Genomic DNA, 25,437 nt, shown 5'->3' with positions numbered 1-25,437 from the left:
ATTACAACGGAACGCCAACACTATGAAGCGCGTGGCTGGACCGGCGCTTACCACTTCCGACCCGGCTAAAATACAAACGCCAGCAAGAGGTTTACGGAATCATTGCATCATTGCCAAGCACGACCCTTTGCGCAACATCGGCAAAGGCAATTTCGGTTCCCACGGGCAAATACTAACAGGGCCTCGCATGGTTTTTCAAATAGAAAGGGGCCTGCCTATGGCAAGCCCCCAAAATAATCACGCGAAAGCCGTAAAGATCACGCCGAAGCGTTGGCCTTTTCTTCCTGGCGATCGGCGTAGATGTAAAGCGGACGGGCCGAACCGCGCACCACTTCCTCGGAGATGACGACCTCGCGCACGCCTTCCAGCGTCGGCAGTTCGAACATCGTGTCGAGCAGGATCTTCTCCATGATCGAGCGAAGGCCGCGGGCGCCGGTCTTGCGCACGATCGCCTTGCGGGCGATTTCGCGCAGAGCGTCCTCGTGGAAGTTCAGTTCCACGTCTTCCATCTCGAACAGTCGCTGATACTGCTTGATCAGCGCGTTCTTCGGCTCGGACAGGATCTGGATCAGCGCGTCCTCATCGAGGTCTTCGAGCGTCGCCAGAACCGGCAGACGGCCGATGAACTCGGGGATGAGGCCGAACTTGACCAGATCTTCCGGCTCCAGTTCGCGCAGGACCTCGCCGACGCGGCGGTCATCCTGCGACTTGACGGTAGCGCCAAAGCCGATCGAGGTCTTCTCGCCACGGGCAGAGATGATCTTGTCGAGACCGGCAAAAGCGCCGCCGCAGATGAACAGGATGTTCGTCGTGTCGACCTGCAGGAATTCCTGCTGCGGGTGCTTGCGGCCGCCCTGCGGCGGAACGGAAGCGACCGTGCCTTCCATGATCTTCAGCAGCGCTTGCTGCACGCCCTCGCCCGAGACGTCGCGGGTGATCGACGGGTTGTCGGACTTGCGCGAAATCTTATCGACTTCGTCGATATAGACGATGCCGCGCTGCGCACGCTCGACGTTGTAGTCGGCCGACTGCAGCAGCTTCAGGATGATGTTTTCGACATCCTCGCCGACATAACCAGCCTCGGTCAGCGTCGTCGCATCGGCCATGGTGAAGGGAACGTCGATGATGCGGGCGAGCGTCTGGGCAAGATAGGTCTTGCCGCAGCCGGTCGGGCCGACGAGCATGATGTTCGACTTCGCCAGCTCGACTTCGCCGTTCTTGGAGGCGTGCGCCAGGCGCTTGTAATGGTTGTGAACCGCGACCGACAGGATCTTCTTCGCCTGCCGCTGGCCGATGACGTATTCGTCGAGAACCTTGATGATGTCCTGGGGCGTCGGAACGCCGTCGCGGGACTTGACCATCGAGGACTTGTTCTCCTCGCGGATGATGTCCATGCACAATTCGACGCATTCATCGCAGATGAAGACGGTCGGTCCGGCAATCAGTTTCCGGACTTCGTGCTGGCTCTTTCCGCAGAACGAACAATAAAGCGTGTTCTTGGAGTCGCCGCCGTTGCTGCCGCTGACCTTGCTCATATCACTTTCCTTCCAGCACGCCGCATTTCAAGGCGAAATCGCGGTCCACTCTATCAGCTCCTGGCGGCACTCCGTTTCCGGAGCCTTTGCCGAGAAGGGCTTCAGGGGCTACGAACCGGTCCCAATCAATCATGTCCGGGTTCCGGCGGCAACGAATTCCCCTTCGAATGCCGAATGCTATGTCATAAAAATTCAACATAGCATTAATAGTTACTATTAGCGTCTTCGTCGCCGTATGAAAGCCCTTGTTCAATCACAAATGGGATAGAACTGTGGCGAGGAAAACACCATCCCTATTAATTACTAGGCCTGTTCGCCTTCCATTTCGAGGCGCGACGTCAGAACCTTGTCGATCACGCCCCAGCTCTGGGCTTCGTCCGCATCCATGAAATGGTCACGATCGAGCGTCTTTTCAACTTCCTCGTAGGTGCGGCCGGTGTGCTTGACGTAGACCTCGTTCAGGCGGCGCTTCATCTTGAGGATGTCGCGGGCGTGACGCTCGATGTCCGAAGCCTGGCCCTGGAAGCCGCCCGAGGGCTGGTGTACCATGATGCGTGAATTCGGCGTGGCAAAGCGCATGTCCTTGTGGCCGGCCGCGAGAAGCAGCGAGCCCATGGATGCGGCCTGGCCGATGCAGAGCGTCGAAACCGCGGGCTTGATGAACTGCATCGTATCGTAGATCGCCATGCCGGCGGTGACGACGCCACCGGGCGAATTGATGTAGAGGGCGATTTCCTTTTTCGGGTTTTCAGCCTCGAGGAAGAGCAGCTGGGCGCAGACGAGCGTCGCCATATGGTCCTCGACAGCACCTGTCAGGAAGATGATGCGTTCCTTCAACAGGCGGGAATAGATGTCGTAGGAGCGTTCACCGCGGTTGGTCTGTTCCACGACCATCGGAACGAGGGCCATTGCGGTATCGACTGGGTTTCTCATGTGCGTCCTTTGTCAACGTCTCGCCGGCCGGCGCCGGGAATCAAAGAAAAATATCTTACCCCTACATAGAGTGTCCCGGCCCTCCTCTTCAAGACACGCATGAGGATAACGTTAAGAAGGCGGGGCAAGGCAGCTAAGCTCCTTCTTTTCATGCATGTCGTTATCCCGGAACCGCTGCACACTTCCGGGCGACATGCATTGAGCCTCTTTCCCTCAAACGCCCGTTAACGGCGAGCCCTCGGTCCGGTCTCCCCCGGCTTTTCTCCATGACAGGATGAAGGAAGGCTTACTCTATTCGACTGTGCTCATACACGTTTACCCGACGGAAAGCCTACGGGCAGATATCGGCCTAAAACAATGCCGCAGCGCAGCGACATTAAGGAAGTAGCGAGCTTCCTCGCCAAGGATGCGAACGGACAGACAAGGGGTTGCTGCCGTGTTCAATTTCGCTACAGGTCTCGCCATCTGGTGTTCCGAGGCCATGACGCTCGCTTTGGTGCTGTTCGTCGCCTGGCGCCACAATGTCAGGAACGAGGCCTATCTCTATTGGGGCCTGGGCTTCCTCCTGACCGGCATCGGCTTTGCGATGGTCGCGCTGCGCGGCGAAATCCCCAGCGTGCTTTCAGTAGAGGCGGGCAATGCCATCGCCCTGCTCGGCCAGAGCGCCTGGGTGGCTGGTTTTCTGGCACTCGACCGCAAGCGGATCGAATGGTGGGCGCTGCTGCCGCCGGCAATCTGGCTCGCCGGGGTCTTCCTGCCCTGGGTCAACAGCGATTATTCAAACCGGGTGGTGCTCTATAACCTTGCTTCGGCGACGGGTGCGACGGCACTTGCCATGGCGGTCGCCGCCGGCGACATGCGCCGTGAGCGTACCCGCATCAAGCTGATGGGCGTGTTTATCCTCCAGGGCTGCCTGTGCTTCGGCTCGGCGCTGACGATGGCATTGACGATGCCAAGCGATATCGAGGCGACCAATCTTGGCGGCGCCTCCGCCATGGCCAGCGCCTTCCTGCTGACCATCGCCTTCGCGTTCACCTGCCGTCTGATCATGGAGCGCTCCGAACGGCACCTGCGTGCCCTCACCCTGACCGACTCGCTGACCGGCGTGCTCAACCGCCGCGGCCTGCTCGGCTATTTCGACGGCATCCAGGAACGTGCTCATAACGAGCAGCGCCAGGTTGCGGTGATCCTTTTCGATCTTGACCATTTCAAACGCGTCAACGACCGTTTCGGCCACCAGTCCGGCGATGCCGTGCTGACCGCCTTTGCGCGCATGGCCCGCCAGTATATTCCGAACAACATCTTCGGCCGCATGGGCGGCGAGGAATTCGCCGCATTCGCCGCCGTCGCGGACCAGACGGAAGCCGAGGCGATCGCCGAAGCGATCCGCACCGAATTCTGCCGTCTTCCCATCAGCACCGGCGAAGCGATCGTTCCGGTCACCGTCAGCATCGGCATCGCGCTCGCCTCCTCGATCGAAGCCAATATCGACAAGCTGATCTCGGCCGCCGACCGGGCGCTCTATGCAGCGAAGGCCGCCGGCCGCAACTGCACGGTCACCTTCGGCGAAGCGGAGGCCGCAGCCCCTGCACCGGCCACGCCGAGCAGCACCGCCGGCGAACTCGTGCCGACGGTCGACGACCAGGTCGACGCGCTGCGACGCATGGGTACGCTGTCACGAGCCGGGTAGTCCGGGATCGCTTGCCCACATCTTTCCGAGGTCCGCCAAATCCGATAAGGCTCGGGGCATGATGATCCCATCCTTTCTCTCGATCGACCGCGCCAACCGTCAGGTCTCGCTTGATAGCCGCAACCCGGCCTTCTACGGCGACCCGAATGCCGTCTATGCCGCACTTCATGCCCATTGCCCGACCTTCTACTGGAGCGAGCAGAAGCAGTGGTTTTTCACGGGTTACGACCATGTGAACGGCCTGCTGCGCGACCGCCGCTTCGGCCGGCAGATCCTGCATATCGCCAGCCGCGAGGAGCTCGGCCTTGCCGAGCCGATGCCGCATCTTGCCAGTTTCGATCTCTCGGAACGTTATTCCCTGCTCGAACTCGAACCGCCGGAACACACGCGGCTGCGCACGCTCGTCAACCGCGCCTTCGTTTCCCGCCATGTCGAGAAGATGAAACCGGAGCTTGCGGAACTTGCCAACCGGCTGATTGACGGCTTCGCGGAGAAGCGTGAGGTCGAGCTGCTCTCGGCCTTTGCCGACATCATCCCGGTGACGATGATCGCCCGGATGATCGGCATTCCCGAGGAGATGGGGCCGCAATTGCTCGCCTGGTCGCACGCCTATGTCCGCATGTACATGTTCGGCCGTACGCGCGAGCAGGAGGAAGAGGCCGAGCAGGCGGCGAAGGAATTTTCCGACTACGTCAAGACGGTGATCACGGAACGCCGTGCCGAACCGCGCGACGACCTGCTGACCCACATGATCCATACCGAGCATAAGGGCCAGTATCTGACCGAGGAGGAGCTCGTCTCGACGACGATCGTGCTGCTCAATGCCGGACATGAGGCGACCGTGCACCAGATCGGCAACTCCGTGCGCACCATCCTCGACAGCGGCTGCGATCCGGCGGAACTCTTCCGGGACGAGGCGACGACGGAGCGCACCGTCGAGGAAACCTTGCGCATCTGCGCGCCGGTCCACATCTTCCAGCGCTGGGCCCTGGAGCCTGCCGAAATCGACGGCGTCTCCTTCAAGCGCGGCGACAAGGTCAGCCTTATCCTCGCCGCCGCCAATCTCGATCCGGCGAAATTCACCGATCCCCTCACCTTCAAGCCCGACCGCAACGAGGCGGCGAACCTCTCCTTCGGCGCCGGCATCCATTTCTGCATCGGCGCGCCGTTGGCACGGCTGGAGCTCAACGTCGTGCTGCCGATCCTGTTCAAGCGGCTTGCCGGCCTGAGGCTGGCAAAGACACCGGTGGTCAAGGACGTCTACCACTTCCACGGGCTGGACCGGCTGGACTTGCAGTGGTGATCCGTTTCTCTGAGCTGGGGAATGCCTGCAAACGATCGAGCACACGGGTTCTGTTCAGGGGTGCCGCGCAAACGACATCCGACTTCGAGGATCAGCCGTAGCGGCCGGTGATGTAGTCTTCCGTGCGCTTGACCTTCGGCGACCGGAAAATCTCAGCGGTCGGGCCGTATTCCACCAGTTCGCCCAGATACATGAAGGCGGTGTTGTCGGAGATGCGGCTTGCCTGCTGCATGTTGTGGGTGACGATGACGATGGTGAAATCCGCCTTCAGCCGGGCGACCAGCTCTTCCACCTTGGCGGTCGAGATCGGGTCCAGGGCGGAGGTCGGCTCGTCGAGGAGAAGCACCTCGGGGCGAAGCGCCACGGCACGCGCGATGCACAGGCGCTGCTGCTGGCCCCCGGAAAGGCCGAGCCCGCTGCCCTTCAGCTTGTCCTTGACCTCCTCCCAGAGCGCTGCCGAACGCAGCGCCTGCTCAACGCGGACGTCCATCTCGGCCTTGGAGAGGCGCTCGTGGTGGCGGATACCGTAGGCGATATTGTCGTAGATTGACATCGGGAACGGCACCGGCTTCTGGAAGACCATGCCAACCCGGGCGCGCAACTCGTTCATCGAATAGCCGGGGTCGAGGATATTCTGACCGTCGAGCGTGACGGAGCCGGTGGCACGCATCTTCGGGTAGAGCATGTAGATGCGGTTCAGGATGCGCAGTAGCGTCGACTTGCCGCAGCCCGACGGGCCGATCAGGGCCGAGACCTGGCGTTCCGGAAAGCTCAGGGTGACATCGCGGATCGCGTGGGCATTGCCGTAGTAGAAGTTGACGCCGGTCAGCGCCATCTTATCGACTGTTATGGCCGGATGGGCCGGGCGAGTTTCGAAGGCTTTGTTCTCAAGCATCATTTCGCATTCCTGCGGTTGAGGATGGCGCGGGAGCCCACGCTGAGGAGAAGCACGATCGCCGTCATGACGAAGGCGCCTGCCCAGGCAAGATTCTGCCATTGCTCATAGGGGCTCATAGCGAACTGGAAGATGACGACGGGAATATTCGCCATCGGCTGCGACATGTCCAAGCTCCAATACTGGTTGTTCAGAGCCGTAAAAAGGAGTGGCGCGGTTTCGCCCGAAATGCGGGCGATCGCGAGGAGGATACCGGTCAGGATGCCTGTGGAAGCGGCGCGGTAAAGTACGTTGACCGTTACCTTCCAGCGCGGGATGCCGAGCGAAAGTGCTGCCTCACGCATGACATCCGGAACCAGCCGCAACATCTCATCGGTCGTGCGCACCACGACCGGCAGAAAGATGAAGGCGAGCGCGATGCCGCCGGCAAAGCCGGAGAAGCGTGACGTCGGGCGGACGACCAGTTCATAGACGAACAAGCCGATGATGATCGACGGCGCCGAAAGCAGGATATCGTTGACGAAGCGGATTGCCTCGCCAATCTTCTTGCCGCGGCTGAACTCCGACAGGAAGGTCCCGGCCAGCACGCCGATCGGCGTGCCGATGATAACAGCCAGACCGACCATCAGCAGGCTGCCCATGAACGCGTTGGCGAGACCGCCGCCATCTTCGCCGGGCGGTGGCGTCATTTCCGTGACGAGACTAGGGCTGAGCGCAGACAGGCCGTGTATCAGCGTCGTCCAGAGGATCCAAACCAGAAAGACCAGGCCGACCACGGTCGCTGTGCCGCAGAGCGACAGCGCGATCATGCTGCCGATCTGGCGGCGGCGGTAAATGGAACCCGAATGGCTGGCCATGACTACTCTCCCCTCTGTCTTGCCATGCGCACCAGCATGAGCTTGGCGGCTGCCAGAACGATGAAGGTGACAACGAAGAGGATGAGACCAAGTGCGGCGAGCGACGACCTGTAGAGGTCATCCGAAGCTTCGGCAAACTCGTTGGCGAGCGTCGCAGCGATCGACGTGCCGGGCTCCATCAACGACACCGCGATGTTATGGGTGTTGCCGAGTACGAAGGTGACAGCCATGGTCTCTCCGAGCGCGCGGCCGAGACCAAGGAAGATGCCGCCGACGACAGCGGTGCGGGTGTGCGGGATGACGATGTCGCGCACCACTTCCCACTTGGTCGAACCAAGCGCATAGGCCGATTCCTTCAGTTGCGCAGGGACGACCAGGAAGACGTCGCGCATCACCGAGGAGACGAAGGGGATGATCATGATCGCCAGCACGATGCCTGATGTCAGCATGCCGATGCCAAGCGGGGCACCGGTGAACAATGCGCCGATTATCGGGATCGGGCCCAGCCAGTCGATCAGCACCGGTTGGACATAATCCGACATGAAGGGAGCAAACGTGAAGAGACCCCACATGCCGTAGATGATCGAGGGGATACCGGCGAGAAGCTCGATGGCGCCGCCGATCGGGCCGCGAATGGAGCGCGGCGCAACTTCGGTAATGAAAACGGCGATACCGAGGCTCACGGGAACGCCGATGATCATGGCGAGCGCCGAGGTGACCAGCGTGCCGTAAATCGGTACAAGGCCCGAGAACCGCTGGGCAACCGGATCCCATTCCATGCCGGTCAGGAAGCCAAAGCCGAAGGTCCGGAACGCGAGAAACCCGTCCCAGACCATGGAGAACGCCGCCGCGAACAGTGCGACCAAAACAAACAGGCCGCAGCCCAAAACTATCCAATAAAAAATACGATCGCCTGCCGCGCCGTCGCGGCGCTTCACGCCCGCGGTTGTGGCGGGCAGCGATGCCATTGCTTCGCTCATATCCGTCCGCTCTGCTGCTTTGAGAGATGTCCAAGGCATCGGAGCATGATGCCGAAACGTGTTAGCGCTTTTCGGCCGACATCAGGCTCTAACCCCCTAATTTATAACAGGATTCGGATTTTAGGCCGGCTCGGCCTAAAATCATCCTGTTCTAGGAGCGGAAAGCCTCGCTTTCCGCTCCGACCGGGTGTCTTGCCAAGGATCAGCCCTTGAAGGAGGCCGTCCAATAATCTTCGATCTGCTTTACCAGGGTCTCCGGAAGCGGAACGTAGTCCAGCGAGGAAGCTTCCTTCTGGCCGTTCTCGAGCGCCCACTTGAAGAAGGCGAAGGCAGCCTTGGAGCGCGCCGCATCCTTCGGCTCCTTGTACATGATCGCCCAGGTCGTGGCTGTCACCGGCCAGGCCTTTTCGCCCGGGGCATTGGTCATGATCAGGTAGAAGTCCTGAGCCTTGGTCCATTCGGCGCTCGCAGCTGCAGCCGAGAAGCTTTCCGCATTCGGCTTCGGATACTGGCCTGCGGCGTTCTGGATCAGCACGTAGGGCAGCTTGTTCTGCAGGGCGTAGGCGTATTCGACGTAACCGATCGAATCCTTGACGCGGGTGACGTAAGCGGCAACGCCTTCATTGCCCTTGCCGCCGATGCCGACCGGCCAGTTGACGGCAGTGCCTTCGCCGACCTTGCTCTTCCAGTCTTCGTTGACCTTGGAGAAGTAGTTGGTCCAGTTGAAGGAGGTGCCCGAACCGTCCGAACGATGGACGACGGCGATCTGGCTGTCGGGCAGCTTCAGGCCCGGGTTCAGATCGGCAATGGCCTTGTCGTTCCATTTCGTGACGTTGCCGAGGTAGATGTCGGCGAGAACCTTGCCGGTGAGCTTCAGTTCGCCCGACTTGATGCCCTTGACGTTGATGACCGGCACGATGCCGCCGACGACGAGCGGGAACTGGCCGAAGCCGCCGGTCGTCAGGTCTTCCGGCTTCATCGGGGCGTCGGACGCGCCGAAGTCAACCGTTGCAGCCTTGATCTGGGCGATGCCGCCGCCCGAACCGATCGACTGGTAGTTCAGCTTGTCGCCGGTCTGCTTGTTGTAATCCGCAGACCACTTGGACAGGACGGGATAGACGAAGGTGGAGCCGGCGCCGGTGATATCGGCGGCGGAGGCCGAAACCGCCAGCGCGGCGACCAGGCCCGCACCGAGGCAGGCGGAAAGAAGTTTCTTGGTGAGCATATGAGCGCTTCCCTAATGGATTTGAAAAACAACGAGGCCAGCGCCATGGAGGGGGTGTCCATTGTCGGGCGCTGAAATTCTCGTCACATCAGGCGGGCTAGGCGCGTTTTATTACAGTTTGATGACGGTTTTGGCCGCCGAAACCGAATGCAGGGCCGTGCGTCAAACGCGGCAGTTACGGCCTTTCGATTGAATCGCGGATTTAACAAAGCCTTAGCAAAAACATTGGGATAGATTGACGCATGGCTGTGGTGGATCGCCGCAGCGATGCCTGCAAATGTCGTTTTCAGGATTTCGAAATGCCGGGCTCGGGCCCGATACCGAATTGTGCGATGGCCTTACGAGTTCATGCGGCCGACTCTTCTCGCAGCCTGCTGGATATGTCGCATGCCGACATGGGTTTTCCGAGCATATACCCTTGAAGCTGGTCGCAGCCGGCTTCTCGCAAGATCGCCGCCTGACGGGTATTCTCAATACCTTCGGCGGTCACGGGAATCTGCAGAGCAGTCGCCAGGGAGATGGTTGCCCGAAGAATATCGGCGCCATTTGAAGTTACATCGAGAGCGGATACGAGCGAGCGGTCGATCTTCATGCGGTCAAACCCAAACTGCCGCAATGCGCCGATGCTGGCGTAGCCGCAGCCAAAATCATCAAGAGCAAACTTTATGCCGACGCGCTTGAGTTGGTCTATCGAGCGACGGGCCTGATCCGGATTTGTCATCAGAACGCCTTCGGTGATTTCCAGTGTCAGGCGGTTTGGATCGAAATCCAGCTCCTGCAGGATCGCGATCACTTGGGCAGCAAATTCCGGATTGCAGAGCTGGATCGGCGAAACGTTCACCGACAAAGTCAGATCGGGCCAGCTCTTGGCATGCCCGATCGACGTTCTCAGCATATGGACGCCAAGGGCATCGATGAGGCCGCACCTTTCAGCAAGAGGGATGAATATTTCCGGGCTGACGTTTCCCGTTGCAGTTTTCCAGCGCGCCAATGCTTCAAGACCGGTGACAGCGCCGGTAGAAGCAGAGACGAGAGGCTGGAATACGGCTTCGATTGCGCCGCTGCCGATGGCGTTTTTCAAGAGACCCTCCAGCTCGGCGACCCGTATGCGTTCCCGGTCCAGTTCGGGGTCGTATTCAACCGCCTGACCTTTGCCATTTGCCTTGGCACGATAGAGGGCCATGTCGGCTCTGCGAAGAAGCTCCAAAGGCGATATGCCCCCATCGCGCGCCGCAGCTCCGATGCTTGCGCCAACTTCGATCGTTCGCCCGTCAATTTTGAAGGGCTCGGCAAACAGCGCCAGAATCGCCTCTTCTAGCTCTTCGCGTGCAGTGGACCCAATGTGCACCAGCGCGAATTCGTCGCCTCCTAGCCGGGCCGCGGCCAGGACTTCGGGATGACTGGTCATCAGCGCGTTCGAGACGATCCGGATCAAATCATCCCCAACCGCATGCCCCCAAGCATCGTTGACCGCCTTGAAGCCGTCGAGGTCAACCAAGTAAAGCCGCGGCGACGAAGGATCCGGGCTCTCCATATCCTCCAGCAGGCGGAGAAGCCCCTGTCTGTTCAACAAGCCACTCAAGCTGTCATGGCTCGCTTCAAAGCGAGCTGTTTGCGCCAGTTGGCGCAGGCGCCGCGCCTCGGAGGCGCCAACCAACAGAACGCCGATCAAGAATAGCGAAAGGATGACGATAGAAGCTGCAAGATAAGGATAGACCTGCTGAAACACGGCGCTTCCGGGCGCTTTGCTGGGCCAAACGAGATAGCCGATGACGGCTCCCTTCATGTCGGTAATCGGCGTGTTCAGGAATCCCGGCTTGGGCGTCGTCTCGAGGCTCAGCCCCTCGAGTTCATGTTCGTTGGAGAGAGTGTCGAGAACTTCCGACGTAAAAGCCTTGTAGAAACTCAGCACGCTGAACTTCGGAACCTCGGCGGCGGCCTCGAACGGCTGGATCGCCTGCGAGGCGATCAGCGCTATACCGCTTTCGGTCTTGATGAAATTGACCACAGGCGCCTTGGCCGGAGCCGCAGCCGCATTGATCTGCCGATAAAAGGCTTCCCCGAAAAACGTGCTCGGCTGGAATGGCTTGCCTTTGGCATAGGCCGAGACGATCGAAGACCGGTCAGGGCCGCTCACGATCGCGCCGTCATAAAGCGCATAATCCTCGCTGGTTTTTCCCCAATTCTCATAGGCCCAATCCGCAGCGGCCGGAGATGAGACGGCACTATAGGCATCGTCCCATATGGCATTGTCCGTCGTTGTTCCGCTCAAGCGAGCCACAAAGGCTGCGACCGCCGCGCGGGCGGCGCGACTTGCCCTGGCATCGTCGATCTCGTTCGCCGACCGGGTCATCGTGACGACGACATGCGCCATAAGGCCGGTCAATACGAGGGCGACGACAAGAAAGCAGACGGTTGTCGCAATGATGGAAGACGTTTGAGTCCGAACGTGCCTGGCTGCAAGATTCGACGACATGCAAATTCCGCAAAGATTAATTGCAAGGCCATGTCTGTGAGACGGCAGGAGACATCATGTCCGCAATGCGCTGCAGATAAGGTTTAGCATTTGCCGATGTAGGCGCGATTAATGGGATTGGTTAAAAGTATTTAATCCGGGATAAAGGGCCGCTAGCACCGTCGTTGCCGGCTTGCCGTTTCGGATCATCGCTGCGACCGTGACGACAAAAGGAAGCCGAAAACGGGAAAGGCCCGGCTTCGTCGCGCCCCATTTGCCGGCCCGCTCAAACCTTGATCACGTAGTCCTTGCGAGTCGTTTCAACGACTTCCCACGTTCCCTTGAAGCCGGGCTTGAGGATCATCCGGTCACCTGCCTTCAGATGAACCGGCTCACCGCCGTCCTCCGTCACGATCGAATGGCCGGCCAGCAGGCTGAAATATTCCCATTCCTCGTAGACGATCCGCCACTTGCCGGGTGTCGCCTCCCAGATGCCGGAATAAAGGCCACCTTCTCTCTCCTCCAGGTTCCACGTACGGAATTGCGGATCGCCGGCGATGATCCGGCCAGGCTCCGGGGCGCCGAACTCGGCTTCGACGCCGTCGATGCTGAAGGTGATGAAATTTGCCATCGTCGTCATGGACCTCTCTGATGTGGTCTCCTTCGCAGCCAATGCCTGCGTGGGATTATTTGAAATCATTAGCGATTTTGTATCCCGTCGCATAGATCTTCGTGCTGGTGTTGCCGTGCCCCCCGTTTCGCCGATAAAAATGCATGCCGGAGTTATTTCTCGTGGAATCTCTAATGCAAACTCGTGGACCCCTGTTCGAGCCGCTTCAGTTGCCTTCTGCTTTCCTGGAGCAAAATCCGCCTCCGACAGGTCCGGACGCGGACCCTATTTCCTCGATTTCGCAAAACGCGCACGCTATGACGGCCCCAAGCCTCTTATGCTGACAGGCTGCTTCAGGACGCGCGCTCAGGGCGAAGACGCTGTGGCAAGCGGTGCAGTCGACATCGTCGGCCTCGCACGTGCGCTCGTCCTTGAGCCTTCACTTCCCAATCTCTGGAAAGACGATCAGAAATCCAAGGTTCTCGCAAGCCCCCGAGGGTGGGATCACCGCGTGGTACACGATGCGGCTGGCAGAGATCGGCGCGGACGAGGACAGCCCCGTTTTCGGCGACCTCGAACAGGCAATTCACGACTACGCAGCACGCGACAAATTGCGGACGAAGGTCTGGCTATCTCACTTCGCTGGTAATGCCCTCATGCGTGACCGCACAGTCTCGTTTCAGACTAACCGCGATCCATCGTTGAAAGGAGCGCCGTTGCCATTCGTTTAGCCTGACCGGCAGGCTCCGCTGAGCGAACCATTTGGGCTACCGCCGTTGCTCCTTCATGGAGAAGATTGATTTCATCCGCCACACGCCGAGGGTCGCGGAATCGCACAGCATGAGCCAGTTCTTCGAAGTAGGCGAGCGCCAAGCGCTTGTGCATCTCCGCCGCTCGGAACACGGGATCAGCGATGTCCTTGTGTTCTCCAGCAGCAGCCATAAATCCACAGCCTCTAAAATCCTTGTCCTTGAACCAGAGTTCCAGAAAGTCGAACGTCGACAGAATTCGCTCCATCGGATCGGTCGCACGCTTCTCGACAAACTCGCGCATCTTACGGCGATCCTCTTCGTCGCGCCGCTCGAGCGCCTTGAGGATCAGGTCCTCCTTTGTCTCGAAGTGTCGGTATAGGGTCGTTTTCGCTACGCCACTTTCCGCGATAATCAAGTCAATGCCAGTCGCATGGTAACCATGCTCGTTGAACAGGCGCAAAGATGTTTCGAGCAGATGGTCCCTGATTTCCGATCGCCGCATTATCCCTCACCGAAAAATACTGATCTGTAGTGATACTTAATCACTCGTCGGATGGTAAGCAATGGCTTGTTGGCTGGGAACAGAATACGGCTGCAGCTGACAGCTGCGCGCAAGTCGCCATGCTGCACCGTCAATCGGAAGCGACATGGATCGCGATTTCGTGATTTGAAAACGATACAGATAAGTAGCATTAACTCAATATCGATACAGATCTGTATCGTTCTGGATTTGGGTCGTCGAACTGACCGCAAAGTCCAGACATCAATGGGAGAAGGAAATGACCCAATTTATCGATCATGTCGGCATCCAGCCGAAATCGAAACGCATCGCAGGCATCCTGCATCTAGCAGAGACCTATGGCCGCACGGCAACCACCGGTGGCCTCTACGTATCAATCATCGTGATCTATGCCTGGTTTGGCGGCATGAAATTCACAGCCTACGAGGCCCAAGGACTGGTCGATCTGGTCAGCAACAACCCTCTTGTAAGCTGGATGTACTCCATCTTGAGCGTGCGAGGCTTTTCGAGCTTCCTGGGAGTCCTCGAACTCAGCATCGGCGCACTTATAGCCGCAAGACTTGTCAACCCGATTTATTCGCTTGTGGGTGGCGTCCTGTCGTCCGGACTGTTTGTCTCCACCATCAGCTTCATGATTACGACCCCTGGCGTGATTGTTCCCGAACTCGGGTTCCCGGCCATCTCGGTCGCTCCTGGCCAGTTCCTGCTCAAAGACGTCGGCCTTCTGGCGCTATCACTCTGGATTGCAATGGATTCCCTTACCGCAATCCGCTTCACGAGAACCTAAATCCGGAAGCTCGGCACATCTGCCATTCGTGCGAACGCCCCGATCCAAGCCTGGATCGGGGCGTTCGCCATTCATTAAGTTCCAAACTCGTGTCATTGTGCCCGCGATCTTCTTCACTGAACGTACGGAGGATTGGTGCAGTGAACGGGTTGTCCCACGGCATTGGGGTGGCAGACTTCGAGACGTGGGCCAGTTTCGGTTTGATTGGAGGGCTGGGCTTCGTCCTCGGCTTCGCGATGAACCACGGATCGATCTGCACCTTCATCGCTACGACGGAATTGATTTCCCAACGCAGACCCGCGCGATTTCTCGCTCTGGCCGAATGCGCAGTGTGGGCCGCGATCGCCTATATCATCCTCGACAAGTTGCCGACCATGAATGGTGGATGGTCGCCTTTGGTTCACATGGTCGGCGCAGCCATCCTTTTTGGTGTCGGCGTATATGTAAACGGTGCCTGCATTTTTGGATCGGTAGGGCACTTTGGTAACGGAGAGATGGATTTCGGTTTCACCTTCCTCGGGATTCTTGTGATCCTGTCCCTCGATTCTGTGTTCAATCTGCGCGCGGAGCCGATGCCAATCAGCGCTTCACCGCCGCTTGCGCTAGAAGCCTTGTTGGTGGTTTTGTTCGTGTTCCTACTCCTGAGACTCGGCATCTCCATCAAATCGGAGACCAACTTCCGTCGGCTGACTTTGGCAATGGGTACTATTGGCATAACTTCGGCCACCTTATCGGCGTTCGCCCCTCGCTTCTCAGTCACGACCTCGGTCGGATCGATGCTTTCGATCCCGGTGACGAGTTCACTCATCTTTGTCTGCATGTTTAGCGGCAGTCTCGTCTCGGCGAGAATTCGCCGGCATCAGTTTTCACTGAGCTGGCCGCCGACATGGAAGGGCGTGTCGCGAAGAACAATTGGAGGCTTGCTGATGGGCTTTGGGGCGCTCCTTATCCCTGGTGGAAATGACACTCTCCTGCTTGTCGGTCTCCCAATGGGAGCGTGGCAGGCCTTCGTCGCCTATCTTATCATGGTGGCAGCGCTTGCCGTGCTGATCGCTAGATTTGGTTCAACAGCGCGATCGTGGTCTTGAACCCTTCCCCAAAGTCCGAGCGCGCTCACGCTTGATCGTTACGACCGTATGGCTGCGCGATCGTCGCCTCGGCGCTGATTTTATGGCTGTATGCCGACAAACATCATCTGCGAAATTAAAAAACGTTTGTTGCGAAGGACAGTCAGATCTTCGAGAGTGCCTGTTCGAGATCGGCGATGATGTCCTTGACGTCCTCGATGCCGACGGAGAGGCGCACCACGTCAGGGCCTGCGCCGGCAGCGATCCTCTGCTCGTCGGTCAACTGCCGGTGCGTCGTCGAGGCCGGATGGATGACGAGCGAACGGGTGTCGCCGATATTGGCAAGATGGGAGAAGAGCTCCAGCCCCTCGACCAGCGTCTTGCCCGCCTCATAGCCGCCCTTGACGCCAAAGGTGAAGACGGAGCCGGCGCCCTTCGGCGAGTAGCGCTGCTGCAGGGCGTGGTTCGGGTCATCGTCGAGGCCGGCATAGTTTACCCAGGCGATCTTGCTGTGCGCCTTCAGCCACTTCGCGACGGCGATCGCATTGTCGCTGTGGCGCTGCATCCTGAGCGGCAGCGTCTCGATGCCGGTCAGGATCAGGAAAGCGTTGAAGGGCGAGATCGCCGGCCCGAGGTCGCGCAGGCCGAGCACACGCGCAGCGATCGCAAAGGCGAAATTGCCGAAAGTCGCGTGCAGGACCATGCCGTTATATTCCGGCCGCGGGCTCGACAGCATCGGGTAATTGCCGGATTTCGACCAGTCGAAGGTGCCGCCGTCGACGATGAGGCCGCCCATGGAATTGCCGTGGCCGCCGAGAAACTTCGTCAGTGAATGCACGACGATGTCGGCGCCGTACTCGATCGGACGGATGAAATAGGGTGTTGCCATCGTATTGTCGACGATCAGCGGCAGGCCGTTGCGATGCGCGACGTCGGCGATGGCGGCGATATCGACGAAAGTGCCACCGGGATTGGCGAGGCTCTCGATGAAGATGCCGCGCGTCTTGTCGTCGATCTGGCTTTCGAAGCTTGCCGGATTGGTGGCATCGGCCCAGCGCACCTGCCAGCCGAAATTCTCGAAGGCATGGCCGAACTGGTTGATCGAACCGCCGTAGAGCTGGCGGGCAGCGATGAAATTCTCGCCGGGGCGCATGATATTGTGGAAGACGATCACCTGCGCCGCATGGCCGGAGGCGACGGCAAGGGCTGCGGTGCCGCCCTCGAGCGCTGCGACGCGCTCCTCGAGCACGGACTGCGTCGGGTTCATGATGCGGGTGTAGATGTTGCCGAAGGCCTGCAGGCCGAAAAGGGCGGCGGCATGATCGGAATCATTGAAGACGAAAGCGGTCGTCTGGTAGATCGGCGTTACCCGCGCACCAGTCGTCGGGTCGGGCTGCGCACCGGCATGGATCGCCAACGTGTTGAATCCCGGATCGTTCTTGGCCATGTCGTCCTCCAGTTGTTGCTGACGGCCAGGATCATAGCCGGTCGCTTGCGAAAGTTAATCGCGATCCGTTTCAACCCATGGGCGTTCGGTGGAAAATCCGTCCCAGCGGACAGCAACTCAAGCAATAAGACGGGGATACTCGATAGCCGGGCAGCGGTTCATCACCACCTGGATGCCGGCGGCCTCCGCCTTTGCCGCAGCCGCGTCGTCGCGGACCCCAAGCTGAGACCAGATGATGTTCGGCAGCGGCCTCAGCGCCAGTGCCTCCTCGACGACCCCGTCCAGATATTCGGAGGCGCGAAAGACGTCGACCATGTCGATCGGTACCGGAATGTCGGCGAGCCGGGCATACACGGTACGGCCCTGGATCTGTTTGCCCGCCTGCCCCGGATTGACAGGAATGACCTCGTAGCCGCGCGACAGCAGATAACCCATGACGCCGTTGCTCGGCCGGGCCGGATTTGGCGAAGCGCCGGTCAGCGCGATAGTCTTTACCGAATGCAGGATTCCGGCGAGGTAATCATCCGTGTAGGCGTCGTGATTCATGTCCATTTCTCCACTCCCGAAAGCCTTTCGGCACGGCCGGCATATTTTTTTGCGTGTCCGTGAAACCGACTGGGCATCTTTTCCGTATATATGAATTGGATACTCCCTGAGGATGATTCGATGAAAAAAATCGCTCTTGCCCTCATGCTCGTGCTCGCCGCATCGCCGGCGCTGGCGGTTTCGCGCTACAATCCGCTCACCATGAGCTGTGCCAGCGTTCGCGCCGCCATCCACAATCAGGGCGCCGTCATCTTCCGCTACCAGTCTCCCCGTGGCTTGCCGCTCTACGATCGCTATGTCCGCAACAGCAATTATTGCGACGCGACCGATTATGCGGAATGGACGTACATCCCTTCGAAAGACACTCCTCGCTGCCAGGTGCTGAACTGCCAGAACATCGACAACCTTGACGGGATGCTCTTCGTTCCGCATCATCAGCTCTGATGATTTTTGCCGTCATGTCGGGCGCATAAACTGCACGCTTTTCGCGCTTGCGAAAGGTTGGAGGATCAATTCCGCGCTGCGATTTCGCAACGATTGTACAATCAGGAGCTTTAATTTTCCCCTATGTCGAAGTTATAGAATAATATCTATATTTCAGCAGCATAGAATAAACAGCTCCCGAATTTCTGCAGATGTTTTCTCTTTTTGTTCGTGATAACTCCGCGCTTTGTTCCCGCATCCATTAGAAACATCTCATAGTTGAAAGGATCGACCTGGATTGAACGCATGTCGCGCGCACGTAAAAATTGCTCAAATGGGCCGCCATTGTTCGCATACTGAAAGGATGCTATTCGACATATGAACGCATAAGCGACCGCCGCCGCGCATTTTCGTGCAAATCTCAGTTGTCTTTTCAGGAATTTGAAACGCCGAGGGCGAGGCGTGTTCCGCTTCCTCTCATCCTTTCCGGATTACTCCCTTGCCTCTCGACGTTATCCTGCTCGTTCTCTTCGGCGCACTGCTGCACGCGACATGGAACGCCATCATCAAGGCGGGGAGCGATAAGCCCCTCGATGCGGCGCTGATCTCGGCCGGCGGCGCGGTTTCGGCACTGCCGTTCCTGCCATTCCTGCCGTTGCCGCACGCCTCGGCCTGGCCGTTCATTGGCGCCTCGGCCATCCTGCAGTTCGCCTATTTTCAGCTGGTCGCCGCCGCCTACCGGGCCGGCGATATCGGCCTCGTCTATCCGCTGATGCGTGGCTGCGCGCCACTCCTGATCGCCGCGACAAGCGGTTTCATCCTGAAGGAAAATCTTTCCGGCGGCGCCCTTGCAGGCACGATGACGATCTGCGCTGGCGTGCTGACGCTCGCCCTGGAGGCGCGGCGTGGCAGCAGCCGCGCCGTCATCCTCTCGCTTGCCAATGCATGCGTCATCGCCAGCTACACCTATGTCGACGGAATCGGCGCGCGCATCTCCGGCAATGCGGTTTCCTACACTTTGTGGATGTCGCTGCTGCCGCCAGTACTGCTGTTTTCCTGGGCAGCGTCCCAGCGCGGCGCTTTCGCAGTAGTGCGTCACGTTCGCCGCAACTGGTGGCGCGGCCTTATCGGCGGCGCCGGCTCGATCGCTTCCTACGGACTGGCGCTCTGGGCGATGACGAAAGCCCCGGTCGCGACCGTCGCAGCCTTGCGCGAAACCGCAATCCTGTTTGCGCTGGTAATCTCGATCACCGTCTTCAAGGAAAAAGCCAGCATCTGGCGCTACGTCGCCGGCGTCGTCATCGCGATCGGCGGGCTGCTTCTGAGACTGGCGTGATCACTCACCCGTCCATTCGGCCTTGCGCTTGCCGAGGAAGGCACCAATCCCTTCCCGCGCATCCTCAGTCAGCATATTCTCGACCATCACCCTGGCGGTATAATCATATGCCGCCTCCACCGGCAGTTCGAGCTGCCGGTTGAAGGCTTCCTTGCCGATCTTCAGTGTCAGCGGCGACTTGCTGGCGATCACATCCGCATATTTGGAAACCACCTGCGCCAGATACTGCTTCGGCACGATACGGTTGACGAGGCCGAAATCCTTGGCGGTCGAGGCGTCGATCGTCTCGCCAGTCAGCAGCATCTCCATCGCCTGCTTGCGGTGCGCGGCACGGGAAATGGCCACCATCGGCGTCGAACAGAACAGGCCGATGTTGACCCCCGGTGTGCAGAATGTCGAACTGTCCGTGCAGATCGCCAGATCGCAGGAAGCAACGAGCTGGCAGCCCGCAGCCGTTGCAAGCCCGTCGATCTCGGCGATGACAGGCTTTGGCAGATGCGCGATCTTCAGCATCAGATCGGCGCAGAGCCGGAAGGACCTTTCGAAGAAACCGACCCCCTGATCTTCATCGACGCGATGGGCGGTGAGTTCCTTGAGATCATGCCCGGCGGAAAAGACATTGCCGGTCGAGGCGATGACGACGACGCGCACATCTGGCTCGGCCGCGGCGGTATCGAGCTGTTCCATCAGCGCTTCGAGAAGCGCGATCGAAAGCACATTGGCCGGTGGGTTGTTGAGCACGAGCCGCAGCACGCCGTCGCGCAACGAGCGGGTCAGCAAGCCGCCCTCTTCCGCTCCGGCGGCGTCCTTCCGGAAGGATACGATTTCGGCCATGTGCTGCTCCCTGCGCTCGATTCCAGGCAGACGTTTTGCCACAAGGCGCCGGAAATTTCGAGCAGGATCCGCACTCCCGCAGAGACCGCTGCCGTCAGGACCAGAACCAGGACTTCGATATTTCTGCCCTCGCTTGCGCACGGGTCAGACCAACATCGCAAAGCTCGTCGTCGGTGAGTTCTAAAAGCGTGCGGCGGCTGCGGCGCTTTTCGAGGTGATGGTCGATCGTCATCAGCAGCCGCAGGCTCCAGCGCGCCGTTCCGTGAAGTCTCGACCGAACGATATCGCGAGGTGTGTCAAGGATCCCCCTTAATTCCAAGGCCATCTCTACTTCCTTTCTTCAACGGATGAAAGATGCGCTGGAAGATGCCCCGAAAGAAGTTTATGGATATTATGATATGCATAAGGATTTCTTTTGTATGCCTCTCCACCTCGATCAGCTTGCCGCCTTCGTCAATGTCGCCGATCTCGGAAGCTTTACGGCTGCGGCCGACAAGGAAGGCCTGACGCAGCCGGCCGTCAGCCTGCAGGTCAAGGGGCTCGAACAGCGGCTCGGCGTCCGGCTGATTGAACGCGTCGGGCGGCGGGCGCAGCCGACCGCGGCAGGCCTCGACCTGCTCGTGCATGCAAGGCGGCTGCTCCAGGAATCGGCCGCCGCGGAAGAAGCGATGATGCCGTATAGAGATGGCGCCAGCGGCCGCGTGCGCATCGGCAGTGGCGGCACGGCATCGATCCATCTGCTTCCTCGCGCCATCGCCGTTGCCAGAAAATTCATGCCCGGCCTCGAAATCACCGTGCGCATCGGTGATGCCGACGACATTCTGCGCGATCTGGAGGCCAACAGCCTCGATATCGCGGTCGTCGCTCTGCCGGCATCCGGACGCAACTTCGAGATCGAGCCGTTCTACGAGGAGGAACTGCTGGCCGTCGCGCCTGCAGGCAGCCTGATGCCCGAAGGCGGGCCGGACGCCGCCTTCATGCGCGACAGGACGCTGCTGCTTTACGAGGGCGGCAATACCAGGCGCGCAATCGACGCGTGGCTAGCTGCACCGGATACCAGGATCCGACCTGCGATGGAGTTCGGCAGTATCGAGGCGATAAAGGAGCTGGTGGCCGTGGGGCTCGGCTGGTCGATCCTGCCGGGCCTGGCGCTGAAGCGCGACCGCGCCGGCCTTGTGACGACTGCATCGCTGAACCCGCGGCTGACGCGCCGTCTCGGCATGGTTCTACGCCGAGACAAACATCTGACACGCGGCCTTCGCGAAATGATGAAATGCCTGCGCGCGTTCAAAGGTTGAGAGCTGCTTTCGACCGTCGGACGCTATTTCAAACCGGTAGAGGCGACGTGAAAAACGTCAGGCGCAGCAGTCCGCGATCGCGGAAATATGAGGTATCAAAATACCACATAATTAAGTAATTGTTTTCGCTTGATTTTTTTTCCAAACCTACGGACGGCCGATATTGACCCGATGTCATATTCCCTTTATACACCGCGCCAGAACGCAGCCTATCCGGGCTGCTTTCTTTTTGGCATGCCTCGAGCGTGCCAATCCAAGCAACAAGAAACGCCCTTCAAGCCTTCGGGCCAAGGGTCCCAAAAGAGAGTATTCACTATGGCAACCTTCTCCCAGAAGCCTGCAGAGGTGGAGAAGAAGTGGGTGATCATCGACGCCGAAGGGCTGGTCGTTGGCCGTCTCGCTTCCATCATCGCTATGCGCCTGCGCGGCAAGCACAAGGCAACCTTCACGCCTCACGTTGACGACGGCGACAACGTCATCGTCATCAATGCCGAAAAGGTCGTTTTCACCGGCAAGAAGTATTCCGACAAGGTCTACTACTGGCACACCGGTTATGCCGGCGGCATCAAGGAACGCAGCGCACGCCAGATCATCGAAGGCCGCTTCCCGGAGCGCGTCCTCGAAAAGGCCGTCGAACGCATGGTTCCCCGTGGCCCGCTCGGCCGTCGCCAGATGAAGAACCTGCGCGTTTACGCCGGCTCCAACCATCCCCATGAAGCCCAGCAGCCGGTCGCCCTCGACGTTGCCGCGCTCAACAAAAAGAACGTAAGGAGCGCCTGATATGGCTGACCTCTCCTCCCTGAAGGATCTCGGCACGGCTTCCGAAGCTGCTGCTCCGGCCCACGTCCGCAAGGTCGATTCGCTCGGCCGCTCCTACGCGACCGGCAAGCGCAAGAACGCCGTCGCCCGCGTCTGGGTCAAGCCGGGCTCCGGCAAGATCATCGTCAACGGCAAGGAATTCGCGGAATATTTCGCCCGTCCGGTGCTGCAGATGATCCTGCGCCAGCCGATCGTCGCGGCTGCCCGTGACGGCCAGTTCGACATTATCGCAACGGTTGCCGGTGGCGGCCTCTCCGGCCAGGCCGGTGCGGTGCGCCACGGCGTGTCCAAGGCGCTCACCTACTTCGAACCGGGCCTGCGCGCGGTGCTGAAGAAGGGCGGCTTCCTGACCCGCGACAGCCGCGTCGTCGAACGCAAGAAGTACGGCAAGGCAAAGGCCCGCCGCTCGTTCCAGTTCTCCAAGCGTTAATCGCTTCGGACAGATGGAATTTACGAAGGCCGGGGCAACCCGGCCTTTTTGTTTTGCGCTGTTTAAACCAATCGGAAGCGTGCCGGCGCGCCATTGTCGCATTCCGGTTCTGCTGGTAGAAACTTGGCAAAGCGCTTCGAAAATAAGCAAAGCCGCATTCAGGGTCGCATCATGGGAATAACCAAGTCCGCAGACAAATAGGCCGCAACAACTCTGCCCTGTTGTTGCGGCGTCTGTCCGGCCAATCCCGATACTGCTGAAGAGACAGATCGCCGCCGAATGAAATCATTTGAGCGGGTTCTTTCCCATGTCTTATCCCAAAATCCAGCAATGGACCTATTCCCTGCCGGCAGCCTTGCTGCTGATGGCGCCGTTCGACATCCTGGCCTCGCTCGCCATGGATATCTATCTGCCGATCGTGCCGGTCATGCCGGCGGCGCTCGGCACTTCGCCGGCGGTCATCCAACTGACCCTCAGCCTCTACATGCTCGTGCTCGGTGTCGGCCAGATCGTCTTCGGGCCAATTTCCGATATTGTCGGACGACGGCCTGTCCTGCTTGGGGGTGCTGCACTCTTTGCCGCTTCATCCTTCCTGCTTGCCGGCTCCTCGTCGGCACCGATCTTCGTGGTCTTGCGATTGCTGCAGGCAGTCGGCGCGTCGGCGACCCTCGTCGCAACTTTCGCAACGGTGCGTGACGTCTACGCCGGACGTCCCGAAAGCAGCACGATCTATAGCCTTCTCGGATCCATCCTCTCCTTCGTGCCCGCACTCGGTCCGATCATCGGAGCCTTGATCGCGGATCGCTTCGGCTGGCGCGCCATCTTCCTCGTCATCGGCCTCCTTTCGGTTGTCGCCCTTTTTAACGCCGGCATGCGGTGGCATGAAACCCGCCCTGCCGTTACCGCGAAGATCGCTCTCCGCCCGATCCTCACAAGCCTTCCCTTCTGGGTTTATACGGGCGGTTTCAGCACGGCGATGGGCGCCTTCTTCGTCTTCTTCTCGACGGCACCCCGTATCCTGATCGACAAAGCCGGTTTTTCCGGCATCGCCTTCAGCTTTATCTTTGCCACGGTGGCGCTGGTGATGATCGTGACGGCACGTTTCGCCAAACGCTTCGTCATGCGCTGGGGCATTGCAGGCAGCCTTGCCAGAGGCATGGCGATGCTGCTTCTCGGTGCCGTGCTGCTTGCCTTTGGAGAGCTGTTTCTGCAGCCTTCCCTGGTCAGCTTCGTCGTGCCGATGTGGATCATCGCGATCGGCATCGTCGTTGCAACGGCGGTCACCGCCAACGGCGCGCTCGACGCCTTTGGCGACACGGCCGGGACGGCGGTCGCGCTCTATTCCTGCATCGCGAGCCTCATCGTCGGCTTTGCCGGAACCTTCTTCGTGATTCTGATCGGCGGCGACAGCGCCTGGCCGCTCGTGGGCTATGTCTCAGCGACCGCGCTGACGACGCTGACTGGATTGTGGTGCCTGCGGGAGCCGGCCGGATAGGCAGCGGACAAATGACGGTCGCTCGACGATAACGAGCGGCCGTCGTCCGAACGATTGCTTGAAATCCGTCCGCACCTCGCCTACCCCTTTCTGCGCGCGGGGGATCGGCCAATTCCTTCGCGAGAGACCCGCCGCCCGACGCTCTGGCGTCGAGCGGTGATCCTGCAATGCAGTGTCCGTATCGAACGCGACTATGATTTTGCGACCGAAAAAGGAGCATGATTTGGCGAACAGATCGATTGACCACGCCTTTACGGCGACCAGCCTCACCTCCGCTGCCAGCGATCCGACCTTTGCCGGCGCGCTGTCCTTCATGCGCCGCCGCTTCACCAAGGAGCTCGCCGGCGTCGACGTCGCCGTCTGGGGCATTCCCTTCGATGCTGCGACATCGAACAGGCCAGGCACACGCTTCGGGCCGCAGGCGATCCGGCGCGCCTCGGCGATCTTCGACAATGATGCGCAATATCCCTTCAACCGCGAGCTCTTCGCCGAAATGGCGGTGATTGACTACGGCGATTGCCTGCTCGACTATGGCAATCATCAGGACACACCAGCCGCCATCGAACGACAGGCGAATGTCATCCTCGACAGCGGTGCCTTCCTGCTGACGCTCGGCGGCGATCATTACGTCACCTGGCCGCTGCTGAAAGCCCATGTGGCAAAACATGGGCCACTGGCGCTCGTGCAGTTCGACGCGCACCAGGATACCTGGTTCGACGAGGAACGGCGCATCGACCACGGCTCTTTCGTGGCGCGGGCAGCCCGCGAAGGCATCATAGATCCCGACCGCTCCATTCAGATCGGCATCCGTACCCATGCGCCGGAGGATTGCGGCGTCAATATTCTCTACGGTCATCAGGTCGAGGAGATGAGCGCCAGCGATATCGCCTCGGCGATCATCTCCCATACGCGCGGGGCGCCGGCCTATCTCACCTTCGATATCGATTGCCTCGATCCAGCCTTTGCGCCGGGCACCGGCACGCCGGTTTCAGGCGGACCATCGAGCGCCAAGATCCTCTCGGTGCTGCAGCGTCTGCACCAGCTCGATATCCGCGGCGCCGACGTCGTGGAGGTATCGCCGCCCTACGATCATGCCGATATCACCGCCATTGCGGGGGCAACGGTGGCGATGTATATGCTGGGGCTTCATGCCGAGAGACGCGCCATCGCGGTGTCACAAGGCTGACCTATCATCCTCAA

Annotated in this window: 24 protein-coding genes; 11 read left to right on the top strand and 13 right to left on the bottom strand. The window is 59.8% G+C overall.

The features are described from left to right. Positions 1-257 precede the first annotated feature (257 nt). Complete coding sequence (gene clpX / locus G9X64_RS10815) at positions 258-1,535, bottom strand: ATP-dependent Clp protease ATP-binding subunit ClpX (protein ID WP_017963839.1); 1,278 nt, start codon at positions 1,533-1,535, stop codon at positions 258-260. A gap of 303 nt (positions 1,536-1,838) precedes the next feature. Beyond that, positions 1,839-2,468: an ATP-dependent Clp endopeptidase proteolytic subunit ClpP gene (gene clpP / locus G9X64_RS10810; protein ID WP_003547334.1), complete on the bottom strand. Its 630-nt coding sequence runs from the start codon at positions 2,466-2,468 to the stop codon at positions 1,839-1,841. 436 nt (positions 2,469-2,904) lie between these two features. Here clpP and G9X64_RS10805 point away from each other — a divergent pair, with 436 nt between their 5' ends. After that, complete coding sequence (locus G9X64_RS10805; protein ID WP_168310717.1) at positions 2,905-4,158, top strand: GGDEF domain-containing protein; 1,254 nt, start codon at positions 2,905-2,907, stop codon at positions 4,156-4,158. A 58-nt stretch (positions 4,159-4,216) separates the two neighbouring features. Beyond that, positions 4,217-5,461: a cytochrome P450 gene (locus G9X64_RS10800; protein WP_168310716.1), complete on the top strand. Its 1,245-nt coding sequence runs from the start codon at positions 4,217-4,219 to the stop codon at positions 5,459-5,461. Positions 5,462-5,552: 91 nt separating this feature from the next. Here the strand turns inward: G9X64_RS10800 and pstB are convergent, their stop codons facing one another. From pstB to G9X64_RS10765, 7 genes are all read right to left on the bottom strand, one after another. Then, entirely contained in the window at positions 5,553-6,359 is an 807-nt protein-coding gene (gene pstB, locus G9X64_RS10795; protein WP_168310715.1) for a phosphate ABC transporter ATP-binding protein PstB, read from the bottom strand. After that, positions 6,356-7,213 carry a phosphate ABC transporter permease PstA gene (gene pstA, locus G9X64_RS10790; protein WP_168310714.1) on the bottom strand — a complete coding sequence of 286 codons (858 nt, stop codon included), beginning with the start codon at positions 7,211-7,213 and terminating at the stop codon, positions 6,356-6,358. Before pstA ends, pstB begins: the two co-directional genes overlap by 4 nt. Before the next feature lie 2 nt (positions 7,214-7,215). Further along, positions 7,216-8,193 (bottom strand): phosphate ABC transporter permease subunit PstC, encoded by a 978-nt coding sequence (gene pstC, locus G9X64_RS10785; RefSeq protein WP_171376549.1) that lies wholly within the window; start codon positions 8,191-8,193, stop codon positions 7,216-7,218. Between the two features lie 202 nt (positions 8,194-8,395). After that, the gene (pstS, locus tag G9X64_RS10780) at positions 8,396-9,418 is read right to left on the bottom strand and encodes a phosphate ABC transporter substrate-binding protein PstS (RefSeq protein WP_168316320.1); all 1,023 of its coding nucleotides are present in this window, start codon (positions 9,416-9,418) and stop codon (positions 8,396-8,398) included. A 346-nt stretch (positions 9,419-9,764) separates the two neighbouring features. Continuing rightward, the gene (locus G9X64_RS10775) at positions 9,765-11,894 is read right to left on the bottom strand and encodes a bifunctional diguanylate cyclase/phosphodiesterase (protein ID WP_171376548.1); all 2,130 of its coding nucleotides are present in this window, start codon (positions 11,892-11,894) and stop codon (positions 9,765-9,767) included. Positions 11,895-12,159: 265 nt separating this feature from the next. After that, positions 12,160-12,504, bottom strand: a complete 345-nt coding sequence (locus G9X64_RS10770) for a cupin domain-containing protein (RefSeq protein WP_168310809.1) — start codon at positions 12,502-12,504, stop codon at positions 12,160-12,162. Positions 12,505-13,167: 663 nt separating this feature from the next. Next, positions 13,168-13,737: a TetR/AcrR family transcriptional regulator gene (locus G9X64_RS10765; RefSeq protein WP_138328270.1), complete on the bottom strand. Its 570-nt coding sequence runs from the start codon at positions 13,735-13,737 to the stop codon at positions 13,168-13,170. Positions 13,738-14,014: 277 nt separating this feature from the next. On the opposite strand from G9X64_RS10765, the gene G9X64_RS10760 reads away from it, so the two are divergent. Then, positions 14,015-14,542, top strand: a complete 528-nt coding sequence (locus G9X64_RS10760; protein WP_168310710.1) for a YkgB family protein — start codon at positions 14,015-14,017, stop codon at positions 14,540-14,542. Between the two features lie 140 nt (positions 14,543-14,682). After that, positions 14,683-15,630 carry a YeeE/YedE thiosulfate transporter family protein gene (locus tag G9X64_RS10755; protein ID WP_312864036.1) on the top strand — a complete coding sequence of 316 codons (948 nt, stop codon included), beginning with the start codon at positions 14,683-14,685 and terminating at the stop codon, positions 15,628-15,630. A 142-nt stretch (positions 15,631-15,772) separates the two neighbouring features. Here the strand turns inward: G9X64_RS10755 and G9X64_RS10750 are convergent, their stop codons facing one another. Continuing rightward, a complete protein-coding gene (locus G9X64_RS10750) occupies positions 15,773-17,056 on the bottom strand; it encodes an O-acetylhomoserine aminocarboxypropyltransferase (RefSeq protein ID WP_168310709.1) in 1,284 nt (427 codons plus the stop codon). Between the two features lie 117 nt (positions 17,057-17,173). Next, positions 17,174-17,602, bottom strand: a complete 429-nt coding sequence (locus tag G9X64_RS10745; protein WP_168310807.1) for a CoA-binding protein — start codon at positions 17,600-17,602, stop codon at positions 17,174-17,176. A 120-nt stretch (positions 17,603-17,722) separates the two neighbouring features. Here G9X64_RS10745 and G9X64_RS10740 point away from each other — a divergent pair, with 120 nt between their 5' ends. Continuing rightward, positions 17,723-18,046 carry a hypothetical protein gene (locus G9X64_RS10740; protein ID WP_168310708.1) on the top strand — a complete coding sequence of 108 codons (324 nt, stop codon included), beginning with the start codon at positions 17,723-17,725 and terminating at the stop codon, positions 18,044-18,046. A 478-nt stretch (positions 18,047-18,524) separates the two neighbouring features. Continuing rightward, positions 18,525-19,361, top strand: coding sequence for an EamA family transporter (locus tag G9X64_RS10735; protein ID WP_171376546.1), 837 nt, complete (start codon positions 18,525-18,527; stop codon positions 19,359-19,361). Here the strand turns inward: G9X64_RS10735 and G9X64_RS10730 are convergent, their stop codons facing one another. Both G9X64_RS10730 and G9X64_RS10725 read right to left on the bottom strand, forming a co-directional pair. Continuing rightward, entirely contained in the window at positions 19,362-20,195 is an 834-nt protein-coding gene (locus tag G9X64_RS10730) for an enoyl-CoA hydratase (protein WP_168310706.1), read from the bottom strand. A 94-nt stretch (positions 20,196-20,289) separates the two neighbouring features. Next, complete coding sequence (locus tag G9X64_RS10725; protein WP_168310705.1) at positions 20,290-20,520, bottom strand: DUF1127 domain-containing protein; 231 nt, start codon at positions 20,518-20,520, stop codon at positions 20,290-20,292. A 73-nt stretch (positions 20,521-20,593) separates the two neighbouring features. Here G9X64_RS10725 and G9X64_RS10720 point away from each other — a divergent pair, with 73 nt between their 5' ends. From G9X64_RS10720 to speB, 5 genes are all read left to right on the top strand, one after another. Next, on the top strand, positions 20,594-21,493 hold the full coding sequence (locus G9X64_RS10720; RefSeq protein WP_171376545.1) for a LysR family transcriptional regulator: 900 nt from the start codon (positions 20,594-20,596) through the stop codon (positions 21,491-21,493). Between the two features lie 315 nt (positions 21,494-21,808). Next, a complete protein-coding gene (gene rplM / locus G9X64_RS10715; RefSeq protein ID WP_003558420.1) occupies positions 21,809-22,273 on the top strand; it encodes a 50S ribosomal protein L13 in 465 nt (154 codons plus the stop codon). Between the two features lies 1 nt (position 22,274). Next, positions 22,275-22,742, top strand: coding sequence for a 30S ribosomal protein S9 (rpsI, locus tag G9X64_RS10710; RefSeq protein WP_018241561.1), 468 nt, complete (start codon positions 22,275-22,277; stop codon positions 22,740-22,742). 307 nt (positions 22,743-23,049) lie between these two features. Beyond that, complete coding sequence (cml, locus tag G9X64_RS10705; protein ID WP_171376544.1) at positions 23,050-24,237, top strand: CmlA/FloR family chloramphenicol efflux MFS transporter; 1,188 nt, start codon at positions 23,050-23,052, stop codon at positions 24,235-24,237. Positions 24,238-24,460: 223 nt separating this feature from the next. Beyond that, positions 24,461-25,423: an agmatinase gene (gene speB, locus G9X64_RS10700; RefSeq protein WP_003547297.1), complete on the top strand. Its 963-nt coding sequence runs from the start codon at positions 24,461-24,463 to the stop codon at positions 25,421-25,423. The last annotated feature ends 14 nt before the right edge of the window (positions 25,424-25,437 follow it).

Source organism: Rhizobium sophorae (assembly GCF_013087515.1).
GTDB lineage: Bacteria > Pseudomonadota > Alphaproteobacteria > Rhizobiales > Rhizobiaceae > Rhizobium > Rhizobium sophorae.
This window is presented reverse-complemented; position numbering and strand designations above follow the sequence as displayed.

Coding starts and splice junctions, on each gene's coding strand:
- G9X64_RS10770 (WP_168310809.1), bottom strand. CDS start 12,504: ATGGCAAATTTCATCACCTTCAGCATCGACGGCGTCGAAGCCGAGTTC.
- G9X64_RS10750 (WP_168310709.1), bottom strand. CDS start 17,056: ATGGCCAAGAACGATCCGGGATTCAACACGTTGGCGATCCATGCCGGT.
- G9X64_RS10745 (WP_168310807.1), bottom strand. CDS start 17,602: ATGAATCACGACGCCTACACGGATGATTACCTCGCCGGAATCCTGCAT.
- G9X64_RS10765 (WP_138328270.1), bottom strand. CDS start 13,737: ATGCGGCGATCGGAAATCAGGGACCATCTGCTCGAAACATCTTTGCGC.
- G9X64_RS10775 (WP_171376548.1), bottom strand. CDS start 11,894: ATGTCGTCGAATCTTGCAGCCAGGCACGTTCGGACTCAAACGTCTTCC.
- clpX (WP_017963839.1), bottom strand. CDS start 1,535: ATGAGCAAGGTCAGCGGCAGCAACGGCGGCGACTCCAAGAACACGCTT.
- cml (WP_171376544.1), top strand. CDS start 23,050: ATGTCTTATCCCAAAATCCAGCAATGGACCTATTCCCTGCCGGCAGCC.
- clpP (WP_003547334.1), bottom strand. CDS start 2,468: ATGAGAAACCCAGTCGATACCGCAATGGCCCTCGTTCCGATGGTCGTG.
- pstC (WP_171376549.1), bottom strand. CDS start 8,193: ATGAGCGAAGCAATGGCATCGCTGCCCGCCACAACCGCGGGCGTGAAG.
- pstS (WP_168316320.1), bottom strand. CDS start 9,418: ATGCTCACCAAGAAACTTCTTTCCGCCTGCCTCGGTGCGGGCCTGGTC.
- G9X64_RS10800 (WP_168310716.1), top strand. CDS start 4,217: ATGATGATCCCATCCTTTCTCTCGATCGACCGCGCCAACCGTCAGGTC.
- rpsI (WP_018241561.1), top strand. CDS start 22,275: ATGGCTGACCTCTCCTCCCTGAAGGATCTCGGCACGGCTTCCGAAGCT.
- G9X64_RS10760 (WP_168310710.1), top strand. CDS start 14,015: ATGACCCAATTTATCGATCATGTCGGCATCCAGCCGAAATCGAAACGC.
- G9X64_RS10740 (WP_168310708.1), top strand. CDS start 17,723: ATGAAAAAAATCGCTCTTGCCCTCATGCTCGTGCTCGCCGCATCGCCG.
- G9X64_RS10725 (WP_168310705.1), bottom strand. CDS start 20,520: ATGGCCTTGGAATTAAGGGGGATCCTTGACACACCTCGCGATATCGTT.
- rplM (WP_003558420.1), top strand. CDS start 21,809: ATGGCAACCTTCTCCCAGAAGCCTGCAGAGGTGGAGAAGAAGTGGGTG.
- pstB (WP_168310715.1), bottom strand. CDS start 6,359: ATGATGCTTGAGAACAAAGCCTTCGAAACTCGCCCGGCCCATCCGGCC.
- pstA (WP_168310714.1), bottom strand. CDS start 7,213: ATGGCCAGCCATTCGGGTTCCATTTACCGCCGCCGCCAGATCGGCAGC.
- G9X64_RS10730 (WP_168310706.1), bottom strand. CDS start 20,195: ATGGCCGAAATCGTATCCTTCCGGAAGGACGCCGCCGGAGCGGAAGAG.
- G9X64_RS10720 (WP_171376545.1), top strand. CDS start 20,594: ATGCATAAGGATTTCTTTTGTATGCCTCTCCACCTCGATCAGCTTGCC.